Annotated in this window: 2 protein-coding genes and 1 pseudogene; 1 reads left to right on the top strand and 2 read right to left on the bottom strand. The window is 72.4% G+C overall.

What is annotated here, in order from left to right; translation table 11 throughout:
- Positions 1-6 precede the first annotated feature (6 nt).
- A complete protein-coding gene (locus ACZ7CD_RS08145) occupies positions 7-5,244 on the bottom strand; it encodes an SDR family NAD(P)-dependent oxidoreductase (protein ID WP_470378606.1) in 5,238 nt (1,745 codons plus the stop codon).
- Positions 5,244-10,385: pseudogene (locus tag ACZ7CD_RS08140) on the bottom strand (SDR family NAD(P)-dependent oxidoreductase); the annotation flags it as partial. The pseudogene ACZ7CD_RS08140 and the gene ACZ7CD_RS08145, both read right to left, overlap by 1 nt.
- A gap of 377 nt (positions 10,386-10,762) precedes the next feature.
- Between ACZ7CD_RS08140 and ACZ7CD_RS08135 the strand changes: the two are divergent.
- Positions 10,763-18,313, top strand: a complete 7,551-nt coding sequence (locus ACZ7CD_RS08135; protein ID WP_470378605.1) for a type I polyketide synthase — start codon at positions 10,763-10,765, stop codon at positions 18,311-18,313.
- Positions 18,314-18,383: the final 70 nt, after the last annotated feature.

The raw sequence follows: 18,383 nt of genomic DNA, 5'->3' as shown, positions 1-18,383 counted from the left end.
CGCACGTCAAGCCATGCGCTCCAGCATCGACTCGACGTCGTCCTCGGGCGTCAGGTAGCGGCCCGACAGCGGGTCCGCCTTTCCGGACGCCAGCTCCATCAGCACTTCCGCGGCACGCTCCGGTGCGGCGAACCGCCCCTGCTCGCGCTGCTCGCTCAGCCACTCCTGCATCCGGTCGCCCCACTTGTCACCGGTGGGTTCGAGGTCCAGGGCCTGCTTCGTGATGCCCAGGTCGACCAGGCCCGGGTGGTAGCTGAACACCGACACGCCGGTGCCGAGCAGCTCAGGGGCCAGGTTGTCCGCCACCTTGATCATGGCGGCCTTCGACACCGAGTAGGACGAAGCGCTCGGCCAGCGGTGCCTGCCCGCGGAGCTGACGATGTTCACGATGCGGCCTGAACCCCGTTCGACCATGCCGGGCAGCACGGCACGGCAGACCTTCAGCGTGCCGCGGAGGTTGACCTCCATGCCCCGCCACCATTCGTCCTCGTCGGTCTCCCACAGGGGTCCGATCGGGCCGGCGATGCCCGCGTTGTTGACCAGCACGTCCACCGAACCGAAGGTGTCGACGGCCTGCTTGACGACGCCGGCCACACCGGCTTCGTCCATGATGTCCGCGGTGTCGAAGACGACCTCGGCACCGAGGGAGCGCGCGGATTCCGCCACTTCGGCCAGTGCCGCACCGTCCCGGCCGGTCAGCACCAGGTTCGCACCGGCGGACGCCATCGACTCGGCGAACAACCGACCCAGGCCACCGGTCGCACCGGTCAGCAGGACGGTGGTGCCCGTCATCGACGCCGGAGCCGGCGTGGAGGTGGAACCGGCCGAAGCCGCCTCGAACCGGGTGCGCAGGTACTTGGCCAGGCTCTGCGGCGTGGGGTGCTCGAAGAGCGTCGTCAGCGGGATCGAGGTGCCGGAGGCCCGTTCCAGCGCGTTGCGCAGTTCCAGTGCGGTGAGCGAGCTCAGACCCATCTGGAGCAGCGCGGCGTCCGGTGACACGTCCTCGACGCGGTGACCGAGAGCCTCGGCGACCATGTCCGTGATCGCGGCGACGAGGTCGCTGTGTCCGAGACCGCTCAGCCTGGGCTCGTTCGTGATGACGCGGCCACGGGCCGGGACGGGCCCGGCAGCGGGCGCCAGCCGCACCGGCAGGAGCACGGCCTCAGCGGACCCCAGCGCGTTGTCGAAGGCCGACAGCGCGTCCTCGGTCGACAGCGGCAGCACACCGCTGCGGGCGAGACGTCGCAGGTCCACGTCGTCGAGGTGAGCACCGAGCGCGCCCTGTTCCGCCCACAGCCCCCACGCGAGGGAGATCCCCGCGAGACCGGTCGCGCGCCTGCGGCGCACGATGGCGTCCACGGACGCGTTGGCCGCGGCGTAGTTCGCCTGCCCGGCGGTGCCCCACCAGCCTGCCGCGGACGAGCAGACGACGAACCAGTCGAGGTCGAGCTCACGGGTCAGTTCGTCGAGGGCCGACACCGCGTCGACCTTCGAGGCCAGCACGCGGTCGAAGTCCCCGCTGGTGAGGCGTTCGAAGACCGCGTCGGACGTGGTTCCGGCCGCGTGCACGACACCGCGCAGATCAGGGATGCCCTTGATCAGTGTCGCGACCTGGTCGTGATCGCCCGCGTCGCAGGCCTCCACGACCACGGAGGCGCCGAGGTCGCGCAGTTCCGCCGCGATCGCCTGCATTTCGGGCGATTCCGCACCGCGACGGCTGACCAGGACGAACCGGTCGATCCCGTGGGCGACGGCGGCGTGCCGGGCCAGTGCCGAACCGACGACGCCACCGGCGCCGGTGACCAGCAGGGTGCCGCCCCGCCAGGCCGGCACCGGACTGGCCGTCGCCTTGCGGAGCCGCGGGACGTACGGCTTGCCGTTGCGAACCAGGACCTGGCGGTCGTCGGCGAGCACGACGTCACCGTCGGTGTCGACCAGCTGGATCCGGCCGGGGTGCTCGGTCTGCACGGACCGCAGCAGGCCCCAGACGGCGCTGCGCACCGGGTCGCTCTCGACCTCACCGCTGACCAGCACCAGCACGTCGTTCTGCTCGGCGAGCCGGCGCCGGGTGAAGGCGGTGACCTCTTCCAGTGCCGAACGCACTCGCTCCGGCAGGGCGGCGCCTTCCACCGCGGCCGGCACGATGTCGTCCAGCTTCACGAACGAGCCCGCCTCAACCGGCGTGGCCGGCACCCACTGGACCTGGTGCAGCACGTCGCTCACCGCGAGGGTGACCGGTCGCGCGACCAGTTCGTCGGCGGTGAAGACGGGAACACCCCTGGTGTCCCAAGCGGAGATCGACACCCCGTCGGCACCGGTCGCCGTCATGCGCACGCGCAGCGCGGTGGCGCCGGGCGTGTGCACCTGCGCACCCCTCCACGCGAAGGGCAACCGCGTGCCCGTGGTGTCCGCCAGCAGGTAGCCGGCAGCGAGCGGGTGCAACGCCGCGTCGAGCAGTGCCGGGTGCAGCACGTGCTCCCCCGCCGCGACGGGCAGGCGCACGTCCAGGAACAGCTCGTCGTTCCTGCGCCACAACGCTTCGAGGCCGCGGAAGGCAGGACCGTACGTCAGGCCGCGATCGGCCAGCCGGTCGTGCAGCCCCGCGATCTCGACCGGCTGTGCGTCGGCCGGCGGCCATTCGGTGAGCGCGGCGGGAGCTTCCGCCGGTGCCGTCACCCTGGCGCGGGCGTGCTCGGTCCACGGCGCCTTCTCGGAAGCCCGCGCGGACACCACGACGGTGCCGTCGCCATTCTCGTCCACTGTGGACAGCTGCAGCTGCACCTCGGCCGGTGCGGCCACGGGAGCGGTGAAGACGATCTCGTCGATCCGCTCGGCCCCCGTCCGCAGGACCATGTCCAGCAACGCGGTGCCGGGAACGACGACGTCGTCACCCACCCGGTGGTCGGCGAGCCAGCCCTGGTGACCGGGCGACAGCTGGCTGGTGTGCACGCTGCCACCGGTCGCCAGCTCGACGACGGAAGCCTGCGGCGGCGCGGCGTTGGTGGCCGCGGTGCTGTCGATCCAGTAGCGACGACGCTCGAAGGCGTAGGTGGGCAGCGGAACCGCGGTCCCCGAACCGGCGAACGCGGCCGCCAGGTCGACCTCGGTGCCCGTGACGGCGAGCACGCCCAGAGCCGAGAGCAGCTCTTCGCGGTTCGAGCAGGCCGCTCCGATCTCCAGTCGCGTGACGGCCAGGTCTTCGGTGGTGGACCTCCACCCCGCACCGCTCGTGACATCGCGCGCCAGCGGGAACCGAGGACGTCGGTACGAGACGGTCTCACCCTTGTTCAGGGCGACGGCGTGCCGCGCGGCTTCCGGCAGTGAGAGCAGACCCGCCAGGTGGGCGGCGACGACCTCACCGACGCCATCACCGTGCAGCAGGTCCGGTTTCACACCCCACGACCGCACCAGCCGGAACTGCGCCACCTGCAACGCGAACAGCGCGACGAGTCCGTTCTCCCGCAGGACAACGTCCCGCGGTCGGCCCAAGGTCTGGCACGTCTCGTCGAAAACGTCCGCGAACACCGGATGCGCGTCGAAGAGGTCGTGTCCGATCGCGGAGGGCACGACGCCGGAGAAGACGAACTGCAGCGGAGTGGATCCGGCGACGCCGGTCAGGACGCCGGCCGTCTCCTCCCCCGCGGCGACGGCGGCGAGGCCGGCGAGGTGCCCTCCCCGTACGAGCGCACGGTGCTTGAACCGCGTTCGCCTCGTGAGCGACACAGCCACGTCGCCCGGATGGAGGTCGGGGTGGCTCAGGAGGTGTTCGCGCAGGCGTGCGGCCTGAAGTCGCAGTGCCTGAGCGGTTTCCGCGGACAGGATCCACGGCGTCGAGACGCGCTCGACCGGCGGCGGTGCGTCCGCGGCCGGTGCCTCCTCCAGCACCACGTGCGCGTTGGCGCCGCTGATGGCGAACGCGGACACACCGGCGCGGCGGGGCTCTTCGCCCCGCGGCCACGGAGTCGCCTCGGTCACCAACTGCACCGGGCTCGTGGCCCAATCGATCAAGGGGGTGGGCTTGCTGATGTGCAGGGTGCGCGGCAACATGCCGTGGCGCATGGCCTGCACGGTCTTGATCACACCGGCGACACCTGCGGCGGCCTGGGTGTGGCCGAGGTTGGACTTCAGCGAGCCGAGCCACAGGGGCCGGTCCCGGCCGGACCCGTAGACCGCGTCGAGCGCCTGGACCTCGATGGGGTCACCCAGCGGCGTGCCGGTGCCGTGCGCCTCCACCGCGTCGATCTGGTCGCTGGTCAGCCCGGCGGAGGCCAGGGCGGACCGGATGACCCGCTGCTGGGCGGGGCCGCTCGGTGCGGTCAGTCCGCTGCTCGCGCCGTCGGAGTTCATCGCGGAGCCGCGGACCACGGCGAGCACCGGGTGCCCGTTGGCCCGCGCGTCCGAGAGGCGTTCGAGCAGGAGCATGCCCGCGCCTTCGCCCCAGGCCACACCGTCGGCGTCGGCCGAGAACGGCTTGCAGCGGCCGTCCGGCGACAACGCGCGCTGACGGCTGAACTCGGTGAACGACCCCGGAGTCGCCATCACGGTGACGCCGCCGGCCAATGCCATGAAGCACTCGCCCGACCGCAGCGCCCGGGACGCCAGGTGCAGCGTCACCAGTGAGGACGAGCACGCGGTGTCGACGGTGAACGTCGGGCCCTCGAGGCCGAGCAGGTAGGAGATGCGCCCGGAGGCGACGCTGCCCGCGATCCCGATGGTGAGCTGCCCCTCGACGGCCGGGGGCGCGAGGTGCGACGGCGGACCGTAGTCGTGGTACATCTCGCCGACGAAGACGCCGACCTCGCTGCCGCGCAGCGCCCGCGGGTCCAGACCGCCGTTCTCCAGGGCCTCCCACGAGGTTTCCAGCAGCAGCCGCTGCTGGGGGTCCATCGCCAGGGCCTCCTTCGGCGCGATGCCGAAGAACGGGGCGTCGAAGCCGGCGACGTCGTCGAGGAAACCACCGCGTCGCGTGTAGCTGTGACCGGACTTCGAGGGGTCCGGGTCGTAGAGCGCCTCCAGGTCCCAGCCGCGGTCCTCGGGGAACTCGCTCGTGGCGTCGCGCTCGTCCACGAGGGCCTGCCAGAGGTCCTCCGGCGACCGCACACCGCCGGGGTAACGACACGCCATGCCCACGATGGCGATCGGCTCCTCCGCGCGGTTCTTCACCGCACGGAGCTCCTCCCTGGTCTCGAACAGGTCGACGGCCAGCTTCTTGACCGCGGACCGCAGCTTGTCGTCGTTGCTCATCAGGAGACTCCGAACTCGCGGTCGAGGAATGCCAGCAGTTCGTCGTCGCTGGACGACTCGATCTCGGCGGCCAAGGAACGGGCTGCGCCGCCCCCTTCCGCCACCGGCTCGTCGAGGTCGGCGCAGAGCGTGCCGACCAGGTGCTCGGCCAGCGCCTTCGGGGACGAGTGGTCGAACAGGGCCGTGGCCGGCAGCTTGAGCTTCGTCGCCGAGTTGAGGCGGTTGCGCAGTTCCAGCGCGGTGAGCGAGTCGAACCCGATCTCCATGAAGCCCCGGTGCGGTTCGACCGAGCTCGGCGTCGTGTGGCCGAGCACCGCGCCGACGTGCTCGCGGACCACCGCCAGGACGATGTCGACGCGGTCCTCGGCCGGTGCCGAGGCCAGAGTCGCTGCCAGGTCAGTGCGGTCGGCCGTCACCGGCTTGGCCGCCTTCGAGGGCTTGGTGCGGACGAAGCCGCGCAGCACCGGGGCCGCCGAGCCGTCCTGCGGCACCGAGAACCGGGCCGGCACCAGGACCGCGGCGTCCGAGGCGACGGCGTCGTCGAACAGGCCCAGGCCCTCCTCACCGCTGATCGGCACGACGCCGAGGCGCAGGAGCCGCTTCCGGTCGACGTCGCTCAGCCGGGCCGCCATGCCACCGTCCTGCTCGGTTCCGGCCCACGGGCCCCAGGCCAGCGACGTCGCGGGCAGCCCCGCACCGTGCCGCAGGTCGGCCAGTGCGTCGAGGAACGTGTTCGCCGCCGCGTAGGCCGCCTGTCCCGGCAGGCCGAGCAGGCCGGATGCCGAGGAGAACAGCACGAACGAACGGAGACCGAGATCCTGGGTGAGCTCGTGCAGGTACCAGGCCGCGTCGACCTTGGGACGCAGCACGGCGTCGACGCGCTCGGGCGTCAGGTCGCTGAGGACGCCGTCGTCGACGACGCCCGCCGCGTGCACGACCGCGGTGAGCGGGTGCTCCGCCGGGATCGCGGCCAGTACCGCGGCCAGCGCGTCCCGGTCGGCGGCGTCACAGGCCGCGAAGGTCGCGGTGGCACCGAGCTCGGCCAGCTGGGCTTTCAGCTCGGCCGCACCGTCCGCGGCCTCACCGCGCCTGCTGAGCAGGAGGAGGTGCCTGGCGTCGTGCCGCACCACCAGGTGGCGGGCCAGCAGACGTCCGAGACCGCCGGAGCCGCCGGTGATGAGGACGGTGCCCTCGGGATCGAGGACGGTCCTGCCGGTGCCGGTCTGGGCGTTCGCCAGCCGGGGCACGTGGACGCGTCCGCCGCGCACGGCCAGCTGCGGCTCGCCGGTGGCGACCGCGGCGGGAAGCACCTGCCGGAACGCCTCGTCGTCGGCACCGTCGACCAGCACGAAGCGGCCGGGGTGCTCCGACTGGGCGGACCTGACCAGGCCCCACACCGAAGCCGCGGCGACGTCCACCTGCCCGGTGAAGACGGCGTCGGTCGTGTGCAGCACGATCGGGCCGTCGGTGTCCTGCACGGTGCGCAGCGCGCGGTGCAGGACGTCGTGCGTCTCAGCCACCGGGTCGGTGCCCGTTGTGCTGATCCGCACCACCGGCGGGACGTCGCCCGCGGTGCCCGTCGTCACGGGCTGCCAGTCGAGCCGGTGCAGCAGGCCGCCTCGGGTGGAGGTGGACGCCCGCAGTTGCTCGGACGACACCGGGCGCAGGGTGATCGAGTCGACCGTCGCGACCGGGGTGCCGTTCGGATCGGTGATGTCGATGGCCATGGTGTCGATGCCTTGCTGGGTCAGTCGCACGCGCACCGAGTCGACCCCGGTGGTGTGCAGCGTGACGCCCGACCAGGCGAAGGGCACGCGCACCTGGTACTCGCTGCCGGGCTCCGAGCCGACGGCGGCGAGCTGCAGCGTGGCGTCGAGCAACGCCGGGTGGATCCCGTAGGTGCTCAGGTCCGCGCCTTCGTGCAGGGAGACCTCGGCGTACCGGACGCCGTCGCCCTGCCAGCCGGCCCGGATGCCGGTGAAGTAGGGCCCGTAGCCGAGTCCGGCGTCGGCGAGCCGCTCGTAGAAACCCTCGATCGGGATGACCTCGGCGTCAGCCGGCGGCCACTGGACCTCGAACGGCCTCGGGGTCGCGGCGTCGGCCGCGAGCGCGCCGGTGGCGTGGTGGATCCACTCGCCGTGCGCCTCATCGGTGAACCGGGAGTGCACGGTGAAGGCGCGCAGACCGGCCTCGTCGGCGGCCTCGACCACCAATCGCAGCTGGCGGACGCGGCCCGGCTCGCCCGAGACGAACACGTGGTGGTTGATCTCGTCGATGCGGTTGCAGCCGAGCTGACGGCCGGCCCACAGGGTCATGTCGACGAACGTGGTGCCGGGCAGGATCGGCTTGCCGTGCACGCAGTGGTCCGGCAGCCAGCTGGGGATGTCGACGGCCAGCACACCGGTGAACACGGTCGTGCCGTCCGGCAGCTCGACGATGCTGCGCACCAGCGGGTGGTCGGACGCGTCCTGACCGAAGGTGGCGGCGGCACCGAGGGGCGCCTGCGCGGCAGGCCAGAAGCGCTGGTGCCGGAAGGGGTAGACCGGCAAGCCCTGCGGCACGGTCGAACGCGCCGGGAAGAACCGGTCCCAGGCCACGTCGTGCCCGTGCCCGTGGACCCGGGCCAGCGCCTCGATCACGCCGACGTCCTCGGTGCGCGCCCGCATGCCGGTGGCGATGACCGTGCCACCCGTGGCTCGGGCGGCGAGCGGCATCAGCACCGCGGTCGGCCCGACCTCCACGAAGGTGGTGACGCCGTTGGCGGCGAGCCAGCGAACACCGTCGTCGAACCGCACGGCACCGCGGGCGTGCCGGACCCAGTAGCGCGGGTCCGCCAGTTCTTCGGCGGTGACGGGACGGCCGGTGACGTTGGAGACGAACGGAATGACCGGAGCGGAGTGCTCGATGGTGCGCACGGCGTCCGCGAACTCGTCGAGCACGGGGTCCATCAGCGGCGAGTGGAAGGCGTGGCTGACCTTCAACCGGGTCGTCCGGCGGCCGTCGGCGCGGTACCTCTCCTCCAGGCGAGCGACCGCGTCCTCGGCGCCGGCGAGCACGATCGCGCGCTCACCGTTGACCGCGGCGATCGAGACCTGGTCCTCCAGATCCGTCAGGTCGATCTCGTCCTCGGCGGCCTGCACGGCGAGCATCGCACCGCCGGCGGGCAGGGACTGCATGAGCCGCGCACGAGCGGAGACGAGCCTGCAGGCGTCGGTCAGCGACAGCACGCCCGACACGTGGGCGGCCGTGATCTCGCCGATCGAGTGGCCCATGACGTGGTCGGGGACCACGCCGAGGTCCTCGAACAGCCGGTGCAGAGCCGTCTCGAACGCGAACAGCGCGGGCTGGGTGAAGCCCGTCTGGTTCAGCAGGTCAGCGTCGTCGCCGAACATCACGGCCTTGACGTCGACGTCGAGCAGCGCGCAGACCTCGTCGAGCGCCTTGGCGAAGACGGGGAAGGTGTCGTAGAGGCCGGCGCCCATGCCCAGGCGCTGGGAACCTTGTCCGGAGAACAGGAACGCCAGTTTCCCGTCACGGCCGGACGGCACGAGGCGGGTCAGGTTGTCCACGGCCTCCTCCGCGGTGGCGGCCGCGAAGCCGGCTCGGCGGGCGAAGTGCGTGCGCGTGGTGGCCAGCGCGGCGGCGACGTCGGCGAGCCCGGCTTCAGGATGGCCGGTCAGGAACGCGCGGAGCTGGTCGGCCTGCGCCTGCGCTGCGTCGTCGGTCTTGGCCGACAGGACGAACGGCACGGCGGGAAGCGTCGTCTCCGCGGTGGGCCGGGTCTGCTCGGGTGCCTCTTCGAGGATCAGGTGGGCGTTGGTGCCGCTGATGCCGAACGACGAGACAGCGGCACGACGCGGCCGTTCGAGCTTCGGCCACGCCACGTTGCCGGTGAGCAGCGACATCCCGGACCAGTCGACGTCCGGCGTCGGCCGGTCGACGTGCAGCGTGCGGGGAAGCTCGCTGTTGCGCAGCGCCTGCACCATCTTGATGACACCACCGACGCCCGCGGCTGCCTGGGAGTGGCCGATGTTGGACTTGAGCGAACCCAGCCACAACGGCTGCTCGCGGCGCTTGCCGTAGGTGGCCGCCAGTGCGCGTGCCTCGATGGGGTCACCGAGCGTCGTGCCGGTGCCGTGCGCCTCCACGACGTCCACGTCCGCCGTGGTCAGCCTGGCGTTCGCGCACGCTTGGCGGATGACCGCCTCCTGGGCGGGACCGCTGGGCGCGGTGAGACCGTTGCTGGCGCCGTCGGAGTTGATCGCGGAACCGCGGATGACCGCGTGCACGAAGTGGCCGTTGGCGATGGCGTCGCTGAGCCGTTCCAGCACGACGACGCCGGCGCCCTCGCTCCACCCGGTGCCATCGGCCCCCGCGGCGAAGGACTTGCAGCGGCCGTCGGCGGCGAGGCCGCGCTGCCTGCTGAACTCGACGAAGGTGCCCGGCGTGGAGATCACCGTGGCACCGCCCGCCAGCGCGAGTCCGCACTCACCCGAGCGCAGGGAGTTCGTGGCCTCGTGGATGGCGACGAGGGACGAGGAGCAGGCGGTGTCGATGGTCATGGCCGGGCCGCGCAGGCCGAGCGTGTAGGAGATGCGACCGGACGCGACACTGCCGGCGTTGCCGGTGAGCAGGTACCCCTCGGTCTCCTGCACACCGCGGAGCAGGGACTCGTAGTCGTTGTGGACCGCGCCCACGAACACACCGGTCTCGCTGCCCCGCAGCTTCTGGGGGACGAGCCCCGCGCGTTCGAGCGCCTCCCAGGCGACCTCGACCAGCAGCCTCTGCTGGGGGTCCATCCCGAGGGCCTCGCGGGGGCTGATGCCGAAGAAGTCGGCGTCGAAGCCGGCCGCGTCGGCCAGGAAGCCGCCGCGGCGGGTGCTGGTCGTGCCGGGCGTCTCGCCGTCGGGGTCGTAGCCGACGTCCCACCCGCGGTCGGCGGGGAACTCGCTGATCGCGTCACGGCCCTCGCGCACGAGCTCCCACAACGCCTCCGGCGTGGTGACGTCACCGGGGTAGCGGCAGGCCATGCCGATGATCGCGATCGGCTCGTGGTTGCGGTTCTCGGCGGCCTTGAGCTGCTCGCGCGCCTGCTGGAGGTTCGTGGTCGCCCGCTTGAGGTAGTCGCGGAGCTTGTTCTCGTCGGTAATCGGATATCACCCTTCTTCTGCTCGAACTGCGCTTCGTGAAACCCGAACGGGTCCGAGAGGACGAGGTCCGCGGTCCCGACGTCACTGCGAATCTGCGAGCCGGGGCGCGTTCACTCGACTCGAGCGGCGGCGCGTTTCGCAGCGACTGCAGGGTGTGCCTCACCGAAGTTAGAGGCCGAGCGGACTCCACCCGAGGGCGCGTTCCGTTTTCCGGTACGCCCGCGATGAGACGCCCGACACAGTGGAATCCCTGCTCAGCGACCCGTCGACGAGGAGTTCCGAAAACCGGAACAGTCATTCGCATTGGCGGCCCGCGGTGGTCTTTCATCGATTCACACCGCTGCCGATCGATCCACGGGGGTCAATTGATGAACGCCGGTCAGCTCCACCCGCGCGACGCCATCGCCGTTGTGGGAATGGCGTGCCGAGCACCCGGCGCTCGTGATCTCCAGGATTTCTGGCGACTGCTCCATTCCGGTGAGAGCGCCATCTCCGCCGTGCCGTCCGACCGCTGGGACGCCACGACCGCACCGCAGGACGCGCGGTTCGGCGGTTTCGTGGACGACGTCGCGGGTTTCGACGCCGAGTTCTTCGGGATCTCTCCGCGCGAGGCCGCCGCGATGGACCCCCAGCAGCGCCTCGTCCTCGAACTGTCCTGGACGGCGCTGGAGGACGCGGGCATCGTGCCCGCGACGCTGAGCGGCAGGAACGTCGGTGTGTTCGTCGGCGCGCTGCGCGACGACTACGCGATCCTGAGCCACGCGGACGAGGACACCATCTCCGGCACCACCATGACCGGGACCCAGCGGGCCGTCATCGCCAACCGCGTCTCCTACGCCCTGGGCCTGCGCGGTCCGAGCATGACCGTCGACACCGCCCAGTCGTCCTCCCTGGTCGCGACGCACCTGGCCGCGACCAGCGTGCGCTCCGGCGAGTCCGAGCTGGCGATCGTCGCCGGTGTGAACCTGAACCTGCTGCGCGCCGGTGCCGTCACCGCGTCGCGCTTCGGCGGGCTGTCCGACGACGGCCGGTGCTTCACCTTCGACGAGCGGGCCAACGGCTTCGTCCGCGGGGAGGGTGCCGGGGTGGTCGTGCTCAAGCCGCTGGAGCGTGCGCTCGCGGACGGCGACCCGGTGCACTGCGTGCTCCTGGGTGGCGCGGTCAACAACGACGGGTCCACCGACGGCCTCACCGTGCCGAGTGCCGAGGCTCAAGCCGAGGTCGTGCGAGCCGCCTGCGCCGACGCCGGCGTGGCGCCCGGCGACCTCCAGTACGTCGAGCTGCACGGTTCCGGCACTCCGGTCGGTGACCCGCTGGAGGCGGCGGCGCTGGGCGCGGTCCGCGCGGGAGCCGAGCCCCTGCCCGTCGGTTCGGTCAAGACCAACATCGGTCACCTCGAAGGCGCCGGCGGGATCCTCGGTCTCATCAAGACCGCCCTGAGCGTGGAACACGGCGTGATCCCGCGCAGCCTGAACCACGACCGGCCCAACCCGGACATCCCGCTCACCGAACTGGGCCTGCGGGTGGTCACCTCCACCGAACCCTGGCCGGAGAGCGACACCCGCCTGGCCGGCGTCAGCTCGTTCGGCATGGGCGGGACGAACTGCCACGTCGTGCTCGCCTCAGCGCCTGCGGCCGTTTCGCCGCAGCCCTCCGCCGAGCAGGTCAGCGCCGAGCAGGTCAGCGCCGTGCCGGTCAGCGCCGAGCAGCCCGCCGCCGAGCAGGTCGGCGCCGTGCCGGTTCTGCTGTCGGGCCGCACCGAGCAGGCTCTGCACGCCCAGGCCGCCCAGCTCGCCGCCCACCTCGACGCCGCGCCGGACGTCGACCTCGCCGACCTCGCCCACGCGACCGTCACCACCCGGACGCCCTTCCGGCACCGCGCCGTCACGGTCGCCGCCACCCGCGAGGACCTGCTGCGGTCGCTGCACGCGGTCGCGGACGGACTGCCCGACGGGCGCACCGTCCAGGGCCAGGCCCGCACACCCGGCAAGACCGTCTTCGTCTTCCCCGGCCAGGGCTCTCAGTGGATCGGCATGGCGGCCGCGCTCCTGGAGTCCTCCCCCGTCTTCCGCGACCGGATCGACGAGTGCGCGCGGGCGCTGGCCCCCTTCACCGACTGGTCGCTGCACGACGTGCTGAAGGACGGTGAAGGGCTCGACCGCGTCGACGTGGTCCAGCCCGCTCTCTTCGCGGTCATGGTGTCGCTGGCCGCCCTGTGGCAGTCCCTCGGCGTGCGTCCCGACGCGGTCGTCGGCCACTCCCAGGGTGAGATCGCGGCTGCCTGCGTGGCGGGTGCGCTCACCCTCGAGGACGCGGCCAAGGTCGTGGCCCTGCGGTCCCGCGCCCTCCAGGTGCTCGCCGGTACCGGCACGATGGCCGTGGTGGCGCTGTCCGAGGCGGAGGTCCGCTCCCGGCTGACGGAACGGCTCGAGGTCGCCGCGATCAACAGCCCGACCTCCACCGTCGTGTGCGGCCCCATCGAGGACGTCGAGTCGTTCGTGGCCCTGTGCCAGAACGAGGGTGGCCGGGCGCGTCGCATCGCCGTCGACTACGCCTCCCACTGCGCCGCCGTCGAAGCCGTGCGCGAGCAACTGCTGACCGACCTGGGCGACATCACCGCCAGGGAACCGGACATCGCGTTCTACTCCACCGTCACCGGCGAACCGGTCTCGCGGCCGCTCGACCCCGGCTACTGGTACGACAACCTGCGTCAGGCCGTTCTCCTGGCCCCCACCGTCGCGACCCTGCTCGACGGAGGTCACTCCGTCTTCGTGGAGATCAGCCCGCACCCGGTCCTCACCGGCGCGGTCGCGGAAACCGCCGAAGCGGCCGGCGCCGACCCGGTCGTCGTCGAGACCCTGCGGCGCGACGACGGTGACTGGGCGCGCGTGCTGAGCTCCGCGGCTTCGTTGCACACCAGCGGAGTCGCCGTCGACTGGCACCAGGCCCTCTCCCCCAGGACCTGCGCGCGACTGCGGCTGCCCACGTACCCGTTCCAGCGGCGGCCGTTCTGGCTTCCGGCCACCGGTGCCCGTCCGGCACCGGCAGTTCCCGCGGCGGTCGTCGTCGAGCAGGAGGAGAGCGTTGCGCAGACGCCCTCGGCGAACGGGCGGCAACTGCTCCGGCTCGTCCTGGCGCACACCGCGATCGTGCTCGGACACGCCGACGCCGCCGCCGTCGACCCGGACCTCACCTTCAAGGGGATGGGTCTGGACTCGCGCATGGCCGTCGAGCTGCGCGGCCGGCTCAACGACGCCACCGGCGCGAAGCTGCCCTCCGGGGCGGTCTACGACCACCCCAGCCCGTCCCGGCTGGCCGAGGCGCTGCGCGTCCGGCTCGGCGGTGACACCGCTCCCGCCGCCATCACGGCTCCCGACGCCGGCAACGCCCAGGACGACGACCCGATCGCGATCGTCGCGATGGCGTGCAGGCTGCCTGGCGCCGACTCCCCGGAACAGCTGTGGCAGCTGCTCGTCGAGGGAGCCGACCTGACGAGCGAGCTCCCCGGCAACCGCGGCTGGGACCTGGACCACCCGGTGCGGATCGCCACCGCACGCGGCGGCTTCCTGCACGGCGCCGGCGACTTCGACGCCGACCTGTTCGGCATCTCACCGCGTGAAGCGGCCGCGATGGACCCCCAGCAGCGCCTGCTGCTGGAACTGGCCTGGGAGGTCTTCGAACGCGCGGGCCTCGACGCGTCGTCGTTGCGCGGCAGCCGGACCGGTGTCTTCGCCGGAATGATGGCGCAGGACTACGGGCCCCGCATGCACGCGCCGTCTGAGGAACTCGCCGGTCACCTGCTGACGGGCGGGGCCGCGAGCGTGGCCTCTGGCCGCATCTCCTACGCGTTCGGGCTGCGCGGGCCCGCCATCACGCTGGACACCGCGTGCTCCTCGTCGCTGGTGGCGGTGCACACGGCCGCGCGGTCGATCCAGGCAGGCGAGTGCACGCTCGCCCTCGCCGGTGGCGCGACGGTCATGGCCACCCCCGGCATGTTCGTGGAGTTCGAGAAGCAGGGCGGGCTCGCGCCGGACGGCCGCTGCAAGCCCTTCTCCGCGAACGCCGACGGCACCGCCTGGGGTGAGGGCGCCGGCCTGGTGCTGCTGGAGCGGCTGTCCGACGCCCGGCGCAACGGGCACCCGGTGCTCGCGGTGCTGCGTGGCAGCGCCATCAACTCCGACGGCGCCAGCAACGGACTCACCGCGCCCAACGGCCGCGCGCAGGTCGAGGTCGTGCAGGAGGCGTTGTTCTCCGCCGGGCTCACCGCCCACGACGTCGACGTTGTCGAGGCCCACGGCACCGGCACGGTGCTGGGTGATCCCATCGAGGCGCAGGCGCTGCTGGAGACCTACGGCAGCGCCCGGTCCTCCGAGAACCCGGTGTGGCTGGGCTCGTTGAAGTCCAACATCGGCCACGCCCAGGCGGCGGCCGGCGTCGCCGGCATGATCAAGATGGTGCTGGCCCTGCGCAACGAGACGCTCCCGCGCACGCTGCACGCAGCCGAACCGACCACGCACGTCGACTGGTCGGCCGGGTCGCTGCGGCTCCTCGGCGAGACGACGGCATGGCCCGCCGGTGGATCACCGCGTCGTGCGGCTGTCTCGGCGTTCGGCATCAGCGGCACCAATGCCCACGTCATCATCGAGGAAGCAGGCGCCACACCCGCGTTGTCCGAAGTGGACGTCCCGGCGGTGACCGCCTGGCCGTTGTCCGGCGCGACCGCCGCCGCCCTGCGGGCCCAGGCGACGCAGCTGCACGAGTTCGCGAGCAGTCGTGCCGACGTCTCCCCCGCACTCATCGGCGCGGCACTGGACCACAGCAGGACGGCGCTGCGGGAACGCGCCGTCGTTCTGGGCGAGGACCGCACCGAGGTGCTGTCGGCCCTCTCGGCACTCGGCGCCGGCCGGTCGGCGGAAGGCGTCGTGCGCGGTCACACGACGACCGGCGGCACCGCGTTCCTGTTCTCCGGGCAGGGAAGCCAGCGGATCGGCATGGGGGTCGCGCTGGCGCAGGCGTACCCGGTGTTCGCCGAGGCCCTGACGGAGTGCTTCTCCCACCTCGACCCGGAGCTGCCGCGGATCATCGCGGAGGACCCGGACCGGCTGAGCCACACGGAGTTCGCGCAGCCCGCGCTGTTCGCCGTCGAGGTGGCGTTGCACCGCCTGCTGGCCGACTGGGGAGTGACCCCCGACTTCCTCGCCGGCCACTCGATCGGCGAGATCGCCGCGGCGCACGTCGCCGGAGTGCTGTCCCTGCCGGACGCCTGCCGGCTGGTGACCGCACGCGGCCGCCTCATGCAGGCACTGCCCGCCGGTGGCGTCATGGTCGCGGTCCGTGCCGCGGAGGCCGACGTCGCTCCACTGCTCGACGGCGACGTGGCGATCGCGGCGATCAACGGCCCTGAGTCGCTGGTGCTGTCCGGCGCCGAGGACGCGGTTCTGGCCGTGGCGCGGCACTTCGGTTCGCCCAAGCGCCTGGCCGTGAGCCACGCGTTCCACTCCCCGCTGATGCAGCCGATGCTCGACGAGTTCCGGCGCGTGGCGGAGGAGCTGACCTACTCCCCCGCACGCGTCGCGGTGGTGTCGACGGTGACCGGTCAGCTGATCACCGGAGACGACCTGCGCTCGGCGGAGTACTGGGTGCGGCACGCCGCGAACGCGGTGCGCTTCCACGACGCCGTCACGACCCTCGCCGCCGAAGGCGTTCGCACGTTCCTGGAACTGGGTCCTGACGCGGTGCTCACCGCGCTCGGTTCCGCGGGTCTGGCTTCGGCGGACGACTGCCTGTTCGCGCCGTTGCTGCGCCGCGACCGCCCGGAAGCCCTCACCGCCGTCACGGCGGTCGCCTCCGCTCACGTCCGCGGCCTCGCGGTGGACTGGGCACGCGTGGGTGGCGTCGCGCGGACACCGATGATCGACCTGCCGACGTATCCGTTCCAGCGCGAGCGCTACTGGGCGGAGGCGGTGCGGCAGAACGCCGCCGCACCCGCAACGAACGACTGGCGCTACCGGGTGGCCTGGAACCCCGTCCCGGCCGTCTCCGCCGCCCGGCCCGCCGGCACCTGGCTGGTCGTGGCCCACCCCGAGCACGGCCAGGCCTGGGTGCGCGCACTGACCTCCGGTCTGATCGACTCCGGCGCGCGGGTGCACCAACTGCTGGCCGACGACCACCACGACCTCGCCGCACGACTGTCCGCGGTCGGTCGCGTCAACGGGATCGTCTCCCTGCTCGGCCTGGCCGAACACCAGGAGTCGGGCGTCTCCACCGGGCTCAGCTCGACGCTGGCGCTCCTCACCGCGACCGGCGACCTGGGCATTCCCGTCTGGCTGCTCACCGAGCAGGCGGTGGGCACCTCCGCCGGCGACCCGGTGCGCAACCCCGTGCAGGCGCAGGTGTGGGGCCTCGGCCAGGTGGCGGCACTGGAACAACCCGGGTCGTGGGGCGGTCTCGTCGACCTGCCCTCCACCCCCGGTGCCCGTGCGGTCGACCGCCTGCTCGGCGTGCTGGCCGATCCGGCCGGCGAGGACCAGTTCGCGGTGCGCGACGAGGACGTGCTGGTGCGACGGGTCGTTCCCGCGCCTGCGGCACGCCGGAACCCCGCCCGCCGCTGGCGCCCCGAGGGCACCGTCCTCATCACCGGCGGCACCGGCGCGCTGGGTGCGCACCTGACCCGCTGGCTGGCGGCCGAAGGTGCCGAGCACGTCGTGCTGGCCAGCAGGCGAGGTGCGGCGCAGGAAGAACTGCACGCGGACCTCGCCGCGCAGGGCGTCCGCCTGACGTCCGCGGCGTGCGACGTCACGGACAGCACCGCCGTCGGGGAGCTGGTCTCCTCACTCGCGGCTCAGGGCCAGCCGGTGCACACCGTGGTGCACGCGGCCGGGGTCAACGTGACCCGGCCGTTGACCGAGACGTCCGGCCAGGACCTCACCACTGTGCTCGCGGCCAAGGTCACCGGCGCCCAGGTGGTGGAGGACCTGCTCGTCACCGGTCAGGTCGAGGAAGCGGTCTTGTTCTCCTCCGCAGCCGGAGTGTGGGGCGGCAACGGCCAGGGTGCGTACGCCGCGGCCAACGCCTGCCTCGACGCGCTGGCGGATCGCCTGCGCGCCGACGGCCACCGCGTGACGTCCGTCGCGTGGGGCATGTGGGCCGGCGACGGCATGGGCGCGGACGACACGCTCGCGACCAAGCTCAGCCGTTCCGGAATGCGCGCGCTGGCACCGGAACTGGCTCTGCGGGCCCTGCACGAGGCCCTCTCCGCCGGTGAGTCGGCGCTCACCGTGGCGGACCTCGACCGCGACAAGTTCGCGTCGCTGTTCTCCTCGGCCCGCGAGCGCCACCTCTTCGACGAGTTCGTGGTCGTGTCCGAAGTGGACGGCTCGGGTGACGTGACCTTGCGCGACGAGTTGGCGGCCCTGCCCGCGGACAAGCGCCGCAGTCGCCTGCTGGACCTGGTGAAGAGCGAGGCCGCGGCCGTCCGGGGCCAGAGCGACCCGGAGTCGATCCCGTCCGACCAGGCGTTGCGGGACCTCGGTTTCGACTCCCTCATGTCCGTCGAGCTGCGCACCAGGCTCGCGACCGCGACCGGCCTGACCCTGTCCAGGACGCTCGTGTTCGAACATCCGGACGCCGAGGCGCTCGCCCGCCACCTGCACGACGAGCTGCGCGACGAGGACGAGGACGTCCTGGCGGTGCTGGACCGGCTCGAGCCGGCGATGACCGCTGATCCAGACCTCGTGCCGGACGTCATCAAGCACCTGCAGGAACTGCTCGTCCGTCTCGGCGGGCGGGAGGCCACGTCGCCCGGCCTCGAACTCGACGTCGCCACCGACGAGGAGCTCTTCGACCTCATCGACGGTGAACTGCGGTTCGACCCCCCGACGACCGGCCGGACGTCCGACGAGGACACCGGCGGCCTCTGATCTCACCCTCGCGGGACTGGACGTCCCCGGATCAGACAGGAGACCGGGCGGGAAGGCCGTCTGCACAACG

The sequence above is a fragment of the Lentzea sp. NPDC036949 genome, assembly GCF_055608075.1.
This window is presented reverse-complemented; position numbering and strand designations above follow the sequence as displayed.